At 64.9% G+C, this 16867-nt stretch carries 13 protein-coding genes; 8 read left to right on the top strand and 5 right to left on the bottom strand.

Features of this window, described 5'->3' with window-relative positions:
* Positions 1–207: 207 nt before the first annotated feature.
* Together AC25M7_RS08300 and gloB are read right to left on the bottom strand one after the other, a co-directional pair.
* Positions 208–1635 carry a lytic transglycosylase domain-containing protein gene (locus AC25M7_RS08300; protein ID WP_028690526.1) on the bottom strand — a complete coding sequence of 476 codons (1428 nt, stop codon included), beginning with the start codon at positions 1633–1635 and terminating at the stop codon, positions 208–210.
* A gap of 100 nt (positions 1636–1735) precedes the next feature.
* On the bottom strand, positions 1736–2515 hold the full coding sequence (gene gloB / locus AC25M7_RS08305) for a hydroxyacylglutathione hydrolase (protein ID WP_028690527.1): 780 nt from the start codon (positions 2513–2515) through the stop codon (positions 1736–1738).
* An 84-nt stretch (positions 2516–2599) separates the two neighbouring features.
* Between gloB and AC25M7_RS08310 the strand changes: the two genes are divergently transcribed.
* From AC25M7_RS08310 to AC25M7_RS08325, 4 genes are all read left to right on the top strand, one after another.
* Positions 2600–3373 carry a class I SAM-dependent methyltransferase gene (locus AC25M7_RS08310; protein WP_028690528.1) on the top strand — a complete coding sequence of 258 codons (774 nt, stop codon included), beginning with the start codon at positions 2600–2602 and terminating at the stop codon, positions 3371–3373.
* Positions 3374–3386: 13 nt separating this feature from the next.
* The gene (gene rnhA, locus AC25M7_RS08315; protein ID WP_028690529.1) at positions 3387–3833 is read left to right on the top strand and encodes a ribonuclease HI; all 447 of its coding nucleotides are present in this window, start codon (positions 3387–3389) and stop codon (positions 3831–3833) included.
* Between the two features lie 150 nt (positions 3834–3983).
* Positions 3984–4739, top strand: a complete 756-nt coding sequence (dnaQ, locus tag AC25M7_RS08320; protein WP_486970925.1) for a DNA polymerase III subunit epsilon — start codon at positions 3984–3986, stop codon at positions 4737–4739.
* A gap of 164 nt (positions 4740–4903) precedes the next feature.
* The gene (locus AC25M7_RS08325) at positions 4904–7147 is read left to right on the top strand and encodes an Orn/Lys/Arg family decarboxylase (protein ID WP_486970926.1); all 2244 of its coding nucleotides are present in this window, start codon (positions 4904–4906) and stop codon (positions 7145–7147) included.
* Here AC25M7_RS08325 and AC25M7_RS08330 read toward each other — a convergent pair.
* Positions 7131–7349 (bottom strand): hypothetical protein, encoded by a 219-nt coding sequence (locus tag AC25M7_RS08330; RefSeq protein ID WP_028690532.1) that lies wholly within the window; start codon positions 7347–7349, stop codon positions 7131–7133. The genes AC25M7_RS08325 and AC25M7_RS08330 overlap by 17 nt on opposite strands.
* A gap of 158 nt (positions 7350–7507) precedes the next feature.
* On the opposite strand from AC25M7_RS08330, the gene AC25M7_RS08335 reads away from it, so the two are divergent.
* Positions 7508–8068: an NADPH-dependent FMN reductase gene (locus tag AC25M7_RS08335; RefSeq protein ID WP_062363610.1), complete on the top strand. Its 561-nt coding sequence runs from the start codon at positions 7508–7510 to the stop codon at positions 8066–8068.
* A gap of 110 nt (positions 8069–8178) precedes the next feature.
* Here the strand turns inward: AC25M7_RS08335 and phnX are convergent, their stop codons facing one another.
* Positions 8179–9006, bottom strand: a complete 828-nt coding sequence (gene phnX / locus AC25M7_RS08340) for a phosphonoacetaldehyde hydrolase (protein WP_062363608.1) — start codon at positions 9004–9006, stop codon at positions 8179–8181.
* Between the two features lie 34 nt (positions 9007–9040).
* Positions 9041–10147 carry a 2-aminoethylphosphonate--pyruvate transaminase gene (locus AC25M7_RS08345; RefSeq protein ID WP_486970927.1) on the bottom strand — a complete coding sequence of 369 codons (1107 nt, stop codon included), beginning with the start codon at positions 10145–10147 and terminating at the stop codon, positions 9041–9043.
* A gap of 114 nt (positions 10148–10261) precedes the next feature.
* On the opposite strand from AC25M7_RS08345, the gene AC25M7_RS08350 reads away from it, so the two are divergent.
* Genes AC25M7_RS08350 through AC25M7_RS08360 form a run of 3 tightly spaced genes read left to right on the top strand, consistent with a single transcriptional unit; the run spans position 10262 to position 16791 of the window.
* Positions 10262–11125: a LysR substrate-binding domain-containing protein gene (locus AC25M7_RS08350; RefSeq protein WP_028690536.1), complete on the top strand. Its 864-nt coding sequence runs from the start codon at positions 10262–10264 to the stop codon at positions 11123–11125.
* A 57-nt stretch (positions 11126–11182) separates the two neighbouring features.
* A complete protein-coding gene (locus tag AC25M7_RS08355) occupies positions 11183–12244 on the top strand; it encodes an AraC family transcriptional regulator (protein ID WP_051555663.1) in 1062 nt (353 codons plus the stop codon).
* Between the two features lie 38 nt (positions 12245–12282).
* Positions 12283–16791 carry an NEL-type E3 ubiquitin ligase domain-containing protein gene (locus AC25M7_RS08360; protein ID WP_486970928.1) on the top strand — a complete coding sequence of 1503 codons (4509 nt, stop codon included), beginning with the start codon at positions 12283–12285 and terminating at the stop codon, positions 16789–16791.
* Positions 16792–16867: the final 76 nt, after the last annotated feature.

Here is a 16867-nt window from a genome sequence, read left to right on the forward strand (position 1 = left end):
TTGGTTCGGGGTACAGTAACAGCTTGTCTGGAATGGAAAAAGAGTACGGGTCGGTCGGATGGATGTGGCTGATTGGGGCTGCTTTGCAGCCCTTTCGCGACACAAGGCCGCTCCTACAGGGATTGCGCAGACCCTCAGGCTGGTGCAATGCCTGTGGGAGCGGCCTTGTGTCGCGAAAGGGGCGCGAAGCGCCCCCCAGGATTCACATCAACGCGACAGGTAGACGGTCAGCGTCTGCCCCGGCTTGAGCGCATGCCCGCTGCGCGGATTCCAGCGCTTGAGGTGCTTCATCTCGACGTTGAAGCGCTTGGCCACCAGGTAGTACGAGTCGCCCTTGCGCACCTTGTACTGGGTGGAGCGTTGCTTGGCATCGGCCACGCGCTTGGCCGCCGCGCTCGGCGCGTTGCCGCCACGCAGGGCCAGCACCTGGCCGACCTTGAGGCTGTTGCCGCGCAGGCTGTTCCAGCGCTGGATGTCCTTGACCGCGACGCGGTTGGCCTTGGCGATGCTGCCCAGGTTGTCGCCACGCTTGACCCGGTAGCTGCGTGCCGCCGGCGCCCTGGCATCGGCCAGGGCGGCCTGGAACACGGCCTTGTTCGGCTGCAGGGCGACCAGTTCCTCGGGCTTGAGGTTGGACATGCGGTCGCTGAGCAGCTGCGCCTTGGCGGTGGGCACCAGCAGTTGCTGCGGGCCGTCCACGGTCATGCGTTTCTTGAAGGCGGGATTGAGCTGGATCAGCTCGTCTTCGTCGATGTCGGCGAAGGCCGCGACGCGGGACAGGTCGAGGCGGTCGTTGATGGCGACGGCTTCGAAATAGGGCTCGTTGGCGATCGGGTTCAGGTTGATCCCGTAGGCGGCAGGGGTGTTGACCACCTGCGACAGGGCCAGCAGCTTGGGCACGTAGTCGCGGGTTTCCTGCGGCAGCGGCAGGTTCCAGTAGTCGGTCGGCAGGCCCAGGCGCTCGTTGCGCTCGATGGCGCGGCTGACGGTGCCTTCGCCGGCATTGTAGGCCGCCAGGGCCAGCAGCCAGTCGCCGTTGAACATGTCGTGCAGGCGGTTCAGGTAGTCCAGCGCGGCGTTGGTCGAGGCGGTGACGTCGCGACGGCCGTCGTAGAAGTTGGTCTGGCGCAGGTTGAAGTGACGCCCGGTGGACGGGATGAACTGCCACATGCCGGCGGCGTGCGCGCGGGAGTAGGCCATCGGGTTGTAGGCGCTCTCGATGGCCGGCAGCAGGGCCAACTCCAGTGGCATGTCGCGTTCTTCGAGGCGTTCGACGATGTAGTGCAGGTAAAGGCTGCCGCGCTCGCCGGCGTTCTCGAGGAACGACGGGTTGCTGGCGAACCACAGGCGTTGCTGTTCGATGCGCGGGTTGACGTCCATGCCGTCCTGCAGGGCGAAGCCCTGGCGCATGCGCTCCCAGACGTCCTGGGGCGGTGCTTCCTTGGGCTTGACCACCAGCGGCGCGGGTTTGTGCTTGATCCGCGCCTGGTAGTTGTGCGCGCGAACGCTGTCGGATTCGTCGAGCTGACGGGTGCTCTGGCAGCCGACCAGGGTGGCGGCCAGCGCCAGTGCACTGATCTGTGCCAGTCGCGTCAGGGCGACCGAATGAGCGGTTCTGCGGCTAGGGGAAGACATCGGCTGGAACGGTTATCCGGGCAAAAAAGTTGGGCGATTCTAGAAACCGGCCCCGGCCGGGTCAACCTTTGGGCGTGTGTCACGATATATCTTGAGGTTATCAGAACACGTCTTTCCAAGACCTCAAGGCAGCAAAAACAGTGGCTTGGGTAGGGTTGGAATGACCCTTCCATTCGTCTGCTTTTTGTTTAACGAATGTTTCAGCGGTGCGCAAAAACGGGTTGGTCAGGCGCTCGAGGCCGATGGTGGAGGGCAAGCTGATGCGATTGTCGGCGCGCAGGCGGGTAACGTCTTCGAAGCGTTGCAGAACGTGCGGGTTTTCCGGCTCGACGGCGCGGGCGAAGCGCAGGTTGCTCAGGGTGTACTCGTGGGCGCAGTACACTTCGGTCTCGGCGGGCAGGGCGGCCAGGCGCTGCAGCGAATGGTGCATCTGTTCGGGCGTGCCTTCGAACAACCGCCCGCAACCGGCGGCGAACAGGGTGTCGCCACTGAACAGTAGCGGCGTGGGCGATTGCGCAGTGTAATAGGCGATATGGCCGAGGGTGTGGCCGGGCATGGCCATGACCTCGAAGGTCAGGCCCAGTGCCTGGACCTGCGCGCCGTCCTCCAGGGCGACGTCGCGGCCCGGGATGCGTTCGCTGGCCGGGCCGTAGACGGTGGCGCCGCTGGCCTGCTTCAGGGCTTCGACGCCGCCGACATGGTCATGGTGATGGTGGGTGACCAGGATCGCCTCCAGCACCCAGTCGGGATGCTGGCCGAGCCAGGCGAGCACCGGCCCGGCATCGCCGGGATCGACCACTGCGCAGCGGCGATTGGCAGTATCCTGTAACAACCAGATGTAGTTGTCGTTGAAAGCGGGTAGGGCATCGATCTGTATCATGTGCGGATCCGTATCGCCAAGCCTGGACATTGGGGGCATCTTAGCCGCGATGGCGCGGCCGGAGAACCTTCGAGGGAGAACGCAATGACCGACCAAGCCTTCGCCCAGGCCGACCCCGACTGGGTCGAACTCATCAGCCTGGCCCGCGACTGGTTCAATGGCCCCCTTGGGCAGTTGATGCTCAAGGAAGAGGAAAAGTTGCTCGAAGAAGAGCTGCGGCGCTTCTTCGGTGGTTACCTGGTGCACTACGGCCCCTGCGCCGAACCCCCGCCCAATGCGCCACAGGTGCAGCGCAACGTGCGCCTGGGCGCGCCGTTGCCGGGGGTGGAGATCGTCTGCGAGGAGCAGGCCTGGCCGTTATCGGAGCATGCCGCCGACGTGGTGGTGCTGCAGCATGGCCTGGACTTCAGCCTGTCGCCCCATGGCCTGCTGCGCGAGGCGGCCAGCGCGGTGCGCCCGGGCGGCCACCTGCTGATCGTCGGCATCAACCCGTGGAGCAGCTGGGGGCTGCGCCATTTCTTCAGCCAGGGCGCCTTGCGCAAGGCCCGCTGCATCTCGCCGTCGCGGGTCGGCGACTGGCTCAACCTGCTGGGCTTCGCGCTGGAGAAACGCCGCTTCGGGTGCTATCGTCCGCCGCTTGCCTCGCCGGCCTGGCAGCAGCGTCTGGCCGGCTGGGAGCGGGTGGCGGGGGGCTGGCAGAGTGCCGGGGGCGGCGTCTACCTGCTGGTGGCGCGCAAGATGGTGGTCGGCCTGCGGCCGCTGCGCCTCGAGCGCCGCGAGCCGATGGGCAAGCTGTTGCCGCTGCCATTGGCCAAGGTCAACCGCAGCGCCACCCACCCCGATTCCGAAAAGCACTGAACACGAGTGGTACATGAGCGATAGCGTCGAGATCTACACCGATGGTGCCTGCAAGGGCAATCCCGGCCCGGGCGGCTGGGGCGTCCTGATGGTTTTCAAGGGCGTCGAGAAGGAACTGTGGGGCGGCGAACGCGAGACCACCAACAACCGCATGGAACTGATGGCCGCGATCGAAGGCCTGAAGGCGCTCAAGCGCGAGTGCGAGGTGGTGCTGACCACCGACTCCCAGTATGTGATGAAGGGCATCAACGAGTGGATGACCAACTGGAAGAAGCGTGGCTGGAAGACCGCCGCCAAGGAGCCGGTGAAGAACGCCGACCTGTGGATGGCCCTCGATGAACAGGTCAACCGGCACAAGGTGACCTGGAAGTGGGTGCGTGGGCATATCGGCCACCCGGGCAACGAGCGGGCCGACCAGTTGGCCAATCGTGGGGTTGATGAGGTTCGCGCGCAACGTTGATTGTGTTGCGGGCCATCGCGGGGCAAGCCCGCTCCCACGAGATGACTGCTGGCTGCGTGGGAGCGGGCTTGCCCCGCGATGACCGCAAAACGGCCCCGATTTCGTTATACTCCCACCCCGAATTCAAGCACCGCCAGTTGGAGTCCCCGCGTGGAGCAGCAGCAAGACAAACGGTTCGTCATCCTCGACACCGAGACCACCGGCATGCCGGTGGCCGAAGGCCACCGCATCATCGAGATCGGTTGCGTCGAAGTCGTGGGCCGGCGCCTGACCGGGCGGCACTTCCACGTCTACCTGCAGCCCGACCGCGACAGTGACGAGGGCGCGATCAACGTCCACGGCATCACCGACGCTTTCCTGGTCGGCAAGCCGCGTTTCGGCGATGTGGCCGAGGAGTTCTTCGAGTTCATCCAGGGCGCCACCCTGGTCATCCACAACGCGGCGTTCGACGTCGGCTTCATCAACAACGAGTTCGCGCTGATCGGCCAGCAGGACCGCGCCGACATCTCGCAGCACTGCCCGATCCTCGACACCCTGATGATGGCGCGCTCGCGCCATCCGGGGCAGCGCAACAGCCTCGATGCGTTGTGCAAACGCTACGGCATCGACAACTCCGGCCGTGAACTGCACGGCGCATTGCTCGACTCGGAACTGCTGGCCGACGTCTACCTGGCGATGACCGGTGGCCAGACCAGCTTGTCGCTGGCGGGGGATGGCGCACAGGACGAAGAGGGGCAGGGCAGCACCGGCAGTGAGATCCGTCGGATTAGCGGTCGTGCTGCCGGTAAGGTGATCATGGCCAACGATGAAGAGCTCGAGGCCCATGCCGAGCGCTTGGCGGCCATTGCCAAGTCGGCAGGTGGGCCGGCGATGTGGCAGGTGCTGACCGAGCCGACCGCCAGCTGATCCAAAGACAGTACCGGCCCTATCGCGGGGCAAGTCGCAGCGGCGAACCGCCGCTCCCACGCCAGATTGTGCACGTTAGCGTGGGAGCGGCGGTTCGACGCTGCGACTTGCCCCGCGATGGCATCAACTACCCTGAGGGAAAAGCCCGCAGAGGTAGCCGCCCGATGTACAAGGACCTCCAGTTCCCCATCCTCATCGTCCACCGGGCCATAAAGGCCGACAGCGTCGCCGGCGAGCGGGTGCGCGGCATCGCCGATGAACTGTCCCGTGACGGCTTCGCCATCCTCGCCGCCGCCGACCAAGCCGAAGCGCGGCTGGTGGCCGCCACCCACCACGGCCTGGCCTGCATGCTGATCGCCGCCGAGGGTGTCGGCGATAACAGCCGGCTGCTGCAGAACATGGCCGAGCTGATCCGCCTGGCCAGGCTGCGCGCCCCCAACCTGCCGATCTTCGCCCTGGGCGAGCAAGTCACTCTGGAGAACGCCCCGGCCGAGGCCATGGGCGAGCTCAACCAGCTGCGCGGCATCCTCTACCTGTTCGAAGACACCGTGCCGTTTCTCGCCCGCCAGGTAGCACGGGCCGCGCACAGTTACCTCGACGGCCTGCTGCCACCGTTCTTCAAGGCTCTGGTGCAACACACCGCGCAGTCGAACTATTCCTGGCATACGCCGGGCCACGGCGGTGGCGTGGCCTATCACAAGAGTCCGGTGGGGCAGGCATTCCACCAGTTCTTCGGCGAAAACACCCTGCGCTCGGACCTGTCCGTGTCGGTCCCCGAGCTGGGCTCGCTGCTCGACCACACCGGCCCCCTGGCCGCCGCGGAGGCGCGGGCGGCGCGCAACTTCGGCGCCGACCATACCTTCTTCGTCATCAACGGCACCTCCACCGCCAACAAGATCGTCTGGCACGCCATGGTCGGGCGTGGTGACCTGGTGCTGGTGGACCGCAACTGCCACAAGTCGGTGGTGCACGCGATCATCATGACTGGCGCCATCCCTCTCTACTTGTGCCCGGAGCGCAACGAACTGGGCATCATCGGGCCGATTCCGCTCAGCGAATTCACCCCGGCGTCGATCCAGGCGAAGATCCAGGCCCACCCGCTGGCCCAGGGGCGGTCGGCGAAGATAAAGCTGGCGGTGGTCACCAACTCCACCTACGACGGGCTGTGCTACCACGCCGGCCTCATCAAGCAGACCCTCGGCGCCAGTGTCGAGGTGCTGCACTTCGACGAGGCCTGGTTCGCCTACGCCGCCTTCCATGAATTCTTCGTCGGCCGCTACGCCATGGGCACGCCGCGCGGCGATGAGGGCCCGCTGCTGTTCAGCACCCATTCGACCCACAAGCTGCTGGCCGCCTTCAGCCAGGCGTCGATGATCCATGTGCAGGACGGCGCCTCCCGCCAGTTGGACCGCGACCGTTTCAACGAAGCGTTCATGATGCATATCTCCACTTCGCCGCAGTACAGCATCCTCGCCTCGCTGGACGTGGCCTCGGCGATGATGGAGGGCCCGGCCGGGCGTTCGCTGCTGCAGGAGATGTTCGACGAGGCCCTGAGCTTTCGCCGGGCGCTGGCCAACCTGCGCGAGCATATCGCCGCTGACGACTGGTGGTTCAGCATCTGGCAGCCGCCGCAGGCCCAGGGTGGCGAGCGGCTGGAGGCGGCGGACTGGCTGCTGCAGCCGGGTGCCGAATGGCATGGCTTTGCCGAGCTGAGCGACGACTATGTGCTGCTCGATCCGCTCAAGGTCACCCTGGTGATGCCAGGGGCCGGTGGCGGCGCGGGCGAGCACGGCATTCCGGCCGCAGTGGTCAGCAAGTTTTTGTGGGAGCGGGGGCTGGTGGTGGAGAAGACCGGCCTGTACAGCTTCCTGGTGCTGTTCTCGATGGGCATCACCAAGGGCAAGTGGAGCACGCTGCTCACTGAACTGCTGGAGTTCAAGCGCCACTACGACGCCAATACCGCGCTGGCCGAATGCCTGCCCAGCGTGGTGACGCCGCAGCCGTCACGCTACCAGGGGCTGGGGCTGCGTGACCTGTGCCAGCAACTGCATGCCTTCTACCGCGGCAATGCCACATCCAGGCAACTCAAGCTGCTGTTCACCCGTTTGCCCGAGGTGGCGATGACCCCGGCCGAGGCCTATGACCGAATGGTGCGCGGGGAGGTGGAGGCGGTGCCGATCGAACAACTGCTGGGCCGGGTCGCGGCGGTGATGCTGGTGCCGTACCCGCCGGGAATCCCCTTGATCATGCCGGGCGAGCGCTTCACCGAGGCGACCCGCTCGATTCTGGTCTACCTGGACTGTGCCCGGGCTTTCGACCAGGGCTTCCCGGGCTTCGTCGCCGATGTGCATGGCCTGCAGTGCCAGGGGGCGCTGTACACCGTCGATTGCGTCAAGGAATACGAATGATCTCGACGCCGGTCTGGGCCAGCTCGAAGCGGTCGTCACCCAGGTGGTTGACGCGGTCACCGATAGCCAGGCGATAGCTGGTAACCGGCGCGCCGAGGGTGCTGCCGTCGGCCTGGAGGGTGGACTCCTGGAACTCGTGGACCGGGTAGATACGGCCTTCGGCGTCGCGGGCGTGGAACTGGCCGACCATTACTGCTGCCATTTAGGTGGAAACCTCTGAATCGTGTAGGAAATGTCTGTAGGCATAGACCAGTGAAACGCCCGGGAAGTTTTCAGCCGAATGGAAAAAAACCGCGAAGCCGAGGAACGGTCATCTATAACTAACAGGTCCCATTCCCAGAGCAGAGGTTGCAAAACGCCATGAGCCAGGTTTATTCGGTAGCGGTCGTCGTCGGCAGCTTGCGCAAGGAGTCCTATAACCGCAAGGTGGCCCGCGCGCTGTCTGAGCTGGCACCGTCCAGCCTTGCCCTGCGGATCGTCGAGATCGGCGACCTGCCGTTGTACAACGAGGATGTCGAGGCTGAGGGCGCGCCCGAGGCGTGGAAGCATTTTCGCGACGAGATCCGCCGCAGCGACGCGGTGCTGTTCGTCACCCCGGAGTACAACCGTTCGGTGCCGGGCGGGTTGAAGAACGCCATCGACGTGGGGTCGCGGCCCTATGGGCAGAGCGTGTGGGGCGGCAAGCCGGCGGCGGTGGCCAGCGTGTCGCCGGGGGCTATCGGCGGGTTTGGTGCCAATCATGCGGTGCGCCAGTCGCTGGTGTTCCTCGACATGCCGTGCATGCAGATGCCCGAGGCGTATATCGGCGGGGCGGCAACGCTGTTCGATGACAGTGGCAAGCTCAATGACAAGACCCGGCCTTTCCTGCAGGGCTTTATCGACAGGTTCGCGTCGTGGGTGAAGCTGAATCGGGCGGTCTGACCTCCCGAAGTCATCGCGGGGCAAGTCGCAGCGGCGAACCGCCGCTCCCACACCAGGCGGCATGTATGCTGGGGCGTGGGAGCGGGCTTGCCCCGCGATGTTTTTCGACATCACGCGCTCTGCGGCATCTCCCCCTTGGCCAATCGCCGGTTGATATCGGCAATCACTTCGGGCAGTTCGTTGATGGTGTCGATCAAGTAGTGCGGGCGCGATGCGGCGAACATCCCGTGGATCCGCTTGCGCTCGCTCTCCAGCTTCTCCGTGCTCAACGCCCGGTAGCCTTCCCAGGTCAGCCCCAGGGCATTGCCCGAGCACACCAGCGCCACGGTCCACATCCCGGCGCGGCGGCCTTCGAGAATCCCCGGCACGGTGTCGTCGACCTTCACGCAGGCAGCCACGTCATCGATGCCCAGGGCAATCACGTTGGCCAGCGCCTGGGCCGGCCACGGGCGGCCGTTCGGTGTCTCGTCGGTGGCCACCACATGGTCGGCCACGTAGCCGTTCTGCGCGGCCAGCTCGACCACCTTGTCCATCACCACCTTCGGGTAGCCCGAGCAGGAGCCGATCTTCAGGCCGCTTTTGCGCAACCCGGTCAGGGTCTCCAGGGCGCCGGGGATCAGCGCCGAGTGCACGGCGATCTTCTCGATCTGCAGTGGCATGAAGCGCTCGTAGATGGCGGTGACGTCATCGTCGGTGGGCGTGCGGCCGAACACCTTGCGGTAGCGCTCGGCGATCTCCGGCACGTCGCACAGGGTGCGGATATGGTCCCACTTGCCCATGCCCATCGGGCCACGGGCTTCTTCGATGGACACCTGCACGTCGAACTCGGCGAAGGCTTCGACGAAGATCTGGGTCGGGGCGAACGAGCCGAAGTCGACCACGGTGCCGGCCCAGTCGAGGATGGCGGCTTGCAGCTGGGTGGGGTTACTGTAGTTCATGTGCGCATTTTCCTTGAATTGGGTGGGCAGAGGGTCAGATGTCCAGTACTTCCATTTTCCGCAGCACCTCGGCCACGGCATTGACGGCGGCCTGCATGCCATCGGCGCCGACCACGCCTATGCAGCCGACGCGGAAGGTCTCGACCTGGGTCAGCTTGCCCGGGTAGAGGATGAAGCCCTTGGCCTTGACCCGCTCGTAGAAGTCCTTGAACTGGTAGCGCGGGTCCTTCGGCGCGTGGAAGGTGACGATGATCGGCGCCTGGATGTCGGCGGGCAGGAAACTCTGCAGGCCGATTTTCGCCATGCCGTCGAGCAAGGTCTTGCAGTTATCGGTGTAGCGTTGGTGGCGGGCGGGCAGTCCACCCTCTTCGTTGTATTGCTGCAGCGCTTCGTGCAGGGCAGCGACCACGTGGGTCGGCGGGGTGAAGCGCCACTGGCCGGTCTTGGCCATGTAGGCGTGCTGGTCGTGCAGGTCCATGGCCAGGGAGTGGGCGTTGCCTTCGGCGGCGGCCAGGGCGGCTTTCTCGGCGAAGACAAAGCCCATGCCCGGCACGCCTTCCAGGCACTTGCCGGAGGCGGCGATCAGCGCTTCGAAGGGGATCTGGCGGGCGTCGATCGGCAGCGCGCCGAACGAGCTCATGGCGTCGATGATCAGGCGCTTGCCGTGGCGCCGGATCACCTGGGCGATCTCGGGCAGCGGGTTGAGGATGCCGGTGCTGGTCTCGCAGTGGATCAGCGCCACATGGGTCACGGCGGGGTCGGCGGCCAGCAGGCGGTCGACGTCCGCGGCGGTGGTCGGCTGGTCCTCGCCGGTCTCGAAGGTGCTGTAGGCGCGGCCCAGCACCTTGCAGATCTTCGCCAGGCGCTGGCCGTAGGCGCCGTTGATCAGCACCAGCACCTTGCCGTCACGGGGGACCAGGGTGCCGAGGGCGGCCTCGACGGCGAAGGTGCCGCTGCCTTGCAGGGGCACGCAGTGGTGGCTGGCGCTGCCGTCGATGATGGCCAGCAGTTGTTCGCACACGCTGGCGGTCAGCTGGTTGAAGTCGCGATCCCACGACCCCCAGTCCACGAGCATGGCCTGGCGGGTGCGGATCGAGGTGGTCAATGGACCGGGGGTCAGCAGGATCGGTGCGTTGCTCATTCCGTGGTTCCTCACTATGCGGTGGGCTGGAAACTAGTGGGGCTAGGTTGCAATTCGCTGTGTCATCAATCAAATTGTTTGTAGATATGCCAGCCATAAGTCAGGCCGATAGATATGAACCTGTTCCAGCTCCGCGCCTTCGACGCCGTCGCCCGCGAGGGCAGTTTCACCCGCGCCGCCGAGCGCCTGTTCATCAGCCAGCCGGCGGTGACCGGGCATGTCAAGGCGTTGGAGGAGCACTACCAGATCACCTTGCTGCGCCGTACCGCCCGGCGGGTCGAGCTGACGGAGGAGGGTGCGCGCCTGGCGGCCATCACCCGGGCCATGTTCGGCCTGGCCGAGGAAGCCCAGTCCATGCTCGAGGCTAACCGGCAGTTGCTGACCGGGCGCCTGGAGGTGGCGGCTGACGGCCCGCACCGGGTGATGCCGATGCTGGCGCAGCTGCGCGAGCGCTACCCGGGTATCACCGTCAACCTGCGCCTGGGCAATGCCCAGGAAACCCTGGCCGCGTTGTTGTCGGAACATGCCGATGTGGCCGTGCTGACCGAGATCGAGCCGCGCAAGGGCCTGCACCTGCAGGCGTTGTGCGAGTCGCGGTTGTGTGCACTGTTGCCCGTGGGGCATGCGTGGACGGGTACCGGGGGAGACTTGCCGCTGGCCGAGCTGGACAGGCAGATCATGGTGCTGCGCGAGCCCAGTTCGACCACCCGGCGCACCTTCGACAAGGCCTGCGCCGACGCGGGTGTGCAACCTAGGGTGCTGCTGGAGCTGGACAGCCGCGAAGCGGTCACCGAGGCGGTGGCGGCGGAACTGGGCATCGGCGTGGTGTCCTCCACCGAAGTGGCCCATGACCCGCGGGTGGTGGCCCGCCCCCTGGCCGGTCAGGGCCTGGTCAACCAGCACATGGTCGGTTGCCTGGAGCGCCGTCGCGAGCTGCGCCTGATCCAGGCGTTTCTCGGGCTGGCGGCAGCCGCGTGATGGCTGTTTCGAGCGCGACGGCCTAAGATGGCCGGCCTACAGCCGACGGGACCGTCGATGAGCGAGAAAGACACCATTTCCATGCAGCTGGTGCGTGAAGCGCTGTTGCAGACTTGCCCGGCGGGCCAGCCCGATGTCGGCTTGCTGGTCCGGGCGGGCATCGAGATGGGCCGGCTCGACCTGCCCGAGGCGCGGGTCAGCGCCGAGGCCTATGCCCGGCTGTGGCGCCTGTTGGCTCGTCGTTGCAACGACGAGTTCTTTGCCATGGATCCACGCGGCCTGCGTAGCGGCAGCCTCGCGTTCATGTGCCGGGCGAGCATGGCGCAGCCCACCCTTGGCGCTGGTCTGGAGGTTGTGCTGGGGTTTCTGGCGCTGATGCTCGAAGACCTGCAACCGAGTCTGGTCCGCCAGCAGAGCCTGGCAGAGATCGTCATCAACGAACCGCTGGAGCAGCCACGGCGTGCGTTCACCTACTTCACCTTCTGGATGATCGTGCATGGCGTCGCCTGCTGGCTGGCCGGGCGGCGGATTCCGATCCTGGCCATCGAGCTGCGCTGCCCCGAGCCGCCGTTCTGCGACGATTACCGGGTCATGTTCTCGCAGAATCTGACGTTTGAGCGTCCACGCACGCGCATGATCATCGCTGCCGATTGCCTGACCCTGCCGATCCGGCGCACGCCGCAGGAGTTGCAGCGGTTCCTGGCCGAAGCGCCGGGCAACATACTGGTCAAGTACCGCGACCCTGGCAGTCTGGCGCTACGCATTCGTACGACATTGCTGGAGATCGAGCCAGGCGCATGGCCGGATGCGCAGACGGTGGCGCATAACCTGTGCATGTCGGTGGCGACCTTGCGGCGGCGCCTGTCCGAGGAAGGGCACAGCTACCAGGGCATCAAGGACAGTTTGCGTCGAGAATTGGCGATCACCTGGCTGGCCGAGCCAGCGCTTGGCCTTGCCGACGTCGCGCAACGCCTGGGCTTTGCCGACGCCAGCTCGTTTTACAAGGCATTTCGCAAGTGGTTCGGTTGCAACCCAGGCCATTACCGCAACCTGATCATCCAAGGCGAAATGCCGCACCGGCTGGCGCCGTTTCCCTCTGTGCCGGGTGGGGCGAGCTGACTAGTGTCGAGGGTTCTGAAACCGCAGGATGCTTCGTCATGTCAGCAACTACAACGCCCCAACCAGCAGCGACGGTCACGCCACACGCGATCACGGACGACTTCATCAAGGCGCAACTGCCTGATTGGCTCAAGGAGGCCAAGGCCGAGCAACTCGATGCCTTGTGCGATTGCCTCAAAACTCACGATACCAACGCTCGTCAACTGGCTTTGGCGACCCAAGCGCTGCTGTCGCCACAGCAGTTTGCCGAACAGGTGTTCCACCCGCTCCTGGCTGATCTCGACAAAGGCACGCATGAAGTCAAGGCACTGCAGTGGCTGGATATTCGGCAAGGCACTTCGGGGCTCTTAAGCGCGCCCTCCGCGGTGCGTTGGGGACTGCGCGCTCCCGCCTTGTTGCGTTTGATGCAGGGATTCGAAGAGGGCGCGCAGTTCTTCTCCGGTAGTGGCGTCGTGTGCCCTGGCAGTAACACGGTGCTGTCCGGCGACGCCGACGATTTTGCCGCGCGTTGCAGGGCGCTGGACGCTGGCAAGCAGTATCAAGATCTACTCGACCGGCAGTTCGATGGGGCGACTGTGGCGCTGCTGACCCGTCACCAGCGTTCGGGGTTTGCCCTGGCGTGCCAGCACGCACTGGTGCAGGGCCATTTGTCCGAGTCTCAGCATGCCGCGTTGCAGCATTTGATCCATGACATGCCCAGCCTGTCGGAGGCGCCGCTGCGCTCCAATGCCGGCGAGTTGCGCATGCTCGATTGCACGCTGATCAACGCGCTGCTGATTCAACTGTACGACAAGGCAAACAAGGCGGCCGGCGTGGTGCTTTACCTGCCGGTCGATCACCAGCGACCACTGCGTTGCTTCGATTCGTTCGAGTCGCTCTCCGAGCACCTGGTGGCGGCGCTGCGAGAGCAGGACTTCAGACGCCGTGTGCGTGGCCTGGTGACCCTGCACGAGCAGCCTGACTTTCTGGAAACCATGCTCAAGCGTTTGTCCGACGATGTCCCCGACCTCAATCTGCAACGCCGCGCGGCTCAGGACAACAATGTCTTCGCATTGCTGGCGCGCAGCCAGGTGGCGCGAATCAAGGCCGATGGTCGATTGCTGCTGGTGTGCGCCGCCGACGCTGACCACGCGGCCGCTGATCGCCGTATCAAGCGCTGGGAGGGGGTCGGGCTCGCTTTGCTGGGTGTCGCGGGCATGGCGGTCCCTGCCATTGGCATGGTGCTGCTTGGAAAATTGTTGGTGGACACCCTTGGCGAGGTCTATGCCGGGGTGGGGGACTGGCAGCAAGGCCATCAGCACGAGGCCTTGGACCATATGATCGAAGTGGCCAAGACGGTCGCGGTGACGGCGGTGACTGGGGCCGGTGTGGCGTTGGTCGCCCGTGGTTTCGCTGGCAGCGCCTTCGTCGACGCGCTGGAACCTGTCGAACTCGTCGATGGCAAGCAGCGGCTGTGGAACCATGACTTGAGTGTCTACGAGTCGACGCCCGAGCAACCGGTGTTGCAGGAAAACGGCCTCTACGCGGTCGGAAACCGACGCTGGTTGCACGTGGACCGGCGTTACTACGAAGTCCGGCAGACGGCCCCCGAGCAGCCCTGGCGCTTGTGTCATCCCCACGACCAGGACGCGTTCGCGCCAAGCATCGAGTACAACGGCGAACGCTGCTGGCGCATCTGCCTGGAGCGCCCGCTGGAGTGGGATGATAGCTGCGCCATGCTCAATCGTCTGTGGCCTCATCAGGTGCCGCTGGACCCGCAGCGTGCCGAACAGATCCTGACGGTGGCGGGCGTCGACCAGGACGAGCTGCGTGGTGTGCTGGTACAGAATCGGCCCGCGCCGGTCAACCTGCGCGACACGCTGCGTCGCTTCGAGGCCGATGCGCGTGTCACCGCGGTATTCAAGGCTGTGAAGGCCCCGGGCGCGACGCTGGAGGATGCCCAGGTGCTGGCGTGGTGCCGTACCCGGCCAGGTATGCAGGCTGTGGATGCACCTGGCGCAGCGGTGTGGCTCGCCGACCGGCAAGCCGAAGTGCAAGCGCTGCTGTTTGAGCATCTGGCGCGTATCACGCCCCCGGGCAACCCATTGTTCACGCTGGTGAAGCGGGACTTCCCGGGCTTGCCTGACGCTTATGCCGAGGAGGCGGTGCGAGAATGCGATGCGGTGGTCGAGCAGGTGGCCAGGGTCGAGGCACGAGTGCCTTACACGGTGGCAACCAAGGTACGCTCGCTGTTGCAGCTGGCGCGGCTGAACCGGGCAGTCGAAGGGCTGTACCTGAACAGCGCCTACTGCGAGGATGCTGGCCTGTTGGTCATGCGACTGCTCGAGAAGCTGCCGATGTGGCCGACCCGAGTCGGTCTCGAGCTGCGCGCCGAGGATGGCCGTATGCTGGCGATCACCAATCCGGCGGTGGCGAGTGATGCGAGGATCGTGCTGGCTCGACGAGACGGTGCGATGCGCTTGTATGACGCACAAGGCATGCAACGTGACTCCGAGGTGGCCGCGCCGGGGAATCTGTTCCAGGCGATCATCGCCGCGCTCGACGAGAGCCAGCGAAGTGCGCTCGAGCTTGAGCCGAGTGACCCTGCGCAATCGCTGCGCCTTGCGTTGATCAAGGCTTTACCGGAAAAACGCAGCGACTGGTACTCATTGCTTGACATGCAAGCGTCCACGCCATGGTTCAACCCTGGAAAAAGGTTGCCTGACGGCCGGGTCGGTTACACGCTCGGTGGGCGGTCTTCGAGAAACACCGCGCGCAATGGCATCACCATCCTCAGAGAGCGCATTCGCGCGCTCTATCCCGTGCTCGACGATGCCCAGGTCGAGAGCAAGGTCGCGCAATTGCGACGTGATCCGCTGGGCCGCAGCCCGCTTGAGGCGTTGTTGTACGAGGAGAGCAACTACAACTTGCTCGACATCGCGCTGCGTGAATGGGCGCAAGCGCATGCGCCATCGGCGTCCCCGGGGTTGCGTGGCATCGTGGCCAGGCGCCTGCGTGAAGCGTGGCGCTATGAAAGTGAAGTGATCTACAGCAGGGAGGGAGAGGTGCGGGGCCGGGTGCTCGACCTGAGCAATTGTCGAATTCAGGAGCTGCCCAGACTGCCGGAACAGGTAGACCTTACGCACATCACCAACCTGGTAATGTGCCGAATGGCGCTTAGGGAAGTGCCTCACAGGTTTTTGCGGTGCTTCGATGGCTTGCGTTTCCTGAATGTGAGCAACAACCAGTTGATCGCGCTGCCATCGAGCATCGCACAATGCGGGAACCTGGTTGAACTGCGAGCCTCCGGCAATCGCATTGAAATGGACGCGGCGGATGAGCGGTTGCTTTCGCAGATGTCACGCTTACGGACGATCGACCTCAGCAATAATCCGATTCGCCTGCTGAACCTGCGTTTCAATGAGCCGACGCAATTGCGGCACCTGGACGTGAGCCGTTGCCGGTTGCGGACGATGCCTGCCGGATTGCAGGACTGCGCGTTTCTTTCACTTGCCGACCTCAGTGGCAACCAGATCCGGACTGTGCCCGCCGAGGTGCTCAGCATGCCCGCGGCGTTCAGGTACCGGTTGCGCACGGACTTCAACCCGATGTCATTGCAGGTGCGCCGCGAGCTTTACTGGATGGACCCGGTTCACAACCATGGGGAGGAAATCGTCCAGGAGCGCATCTTGACGCCTGCCAAGGAGCGCTGGGTTGCGCTTGCGCCCGAGGATGAACAGGGGCGCAGCAGGGCCCTGTGGGAGCGCCTGGCAGGGATGGAAGATAGTCGAGAGTTGTTCCGTTTGCTGCGCGCACTCACCGAAACGGCGGACTTCCGTTCTGCCAGTACCTACCTCGCCGGCCAGTTGTGGGAGTTGTTGCAGGCCATCGACGGTGACGCGGCCTTGCGTGAGCTGATCTTTGCCGACTCCAGCGAGCCAGGCGAGTGCGTCGACAGGATCGCTGATCGTTTTAGCGCACTGATTATCCAGAAGATGGTGCACCAGGCCACGGCGAAGGCTGCGACCGGCAAGGGCGGGGAAGAACTGCTCAAGCTGGGCCGGCAGTTGTTCCGGCTGGAGCAAGTGGACTTGCTGGCCAGGAATGAGGCTGCGCGAAGAGAGATGGGAGGTGTATACGTCGACGTGCTCGAAGTGGTGATCGGCTATCGCATCGCGCTGACCAAGGCGCTGGATTTGCCAGGGCAGCCAAGGAACATGCAGTTCTTGGCATTGGCGGGCATCACCGACGATCTCGAGCAGACGGTATTGGCGGCGGTGAAGGCCAGCGAGACGGACGAGGCATTGGCAAAAAGCCTCGCGGGGCGCGATTTCTGGCGCAAATATGTGGAGGCACGGCACCCGGCGCTGTTCGACGAGATCCTCGAACGCGCCGGCGCGGAAGGCACCAGGCTCGACGAAGACAAGAGCCTGAGCAGCGCGGAGTATGACCGTCGCTGGCGTGTGCTCAAGGTCACGCGTGAACAGGAGGAATATGCCGTGACGATCCAGCTCGCCCACGAGGCCTTGATCATGCAATCCGCCGGGCAACCGCTCGATCCGGTCTAATCCGCTCAGCCCGATTGACAGCTTTGGCCATTGCCGGATGAGCTGACCGGCGCGAACATCGTCAGACCGATGTGCA

Source organism: Pseudomonas sp. P106(2024) (assembly GCF_057480815.1).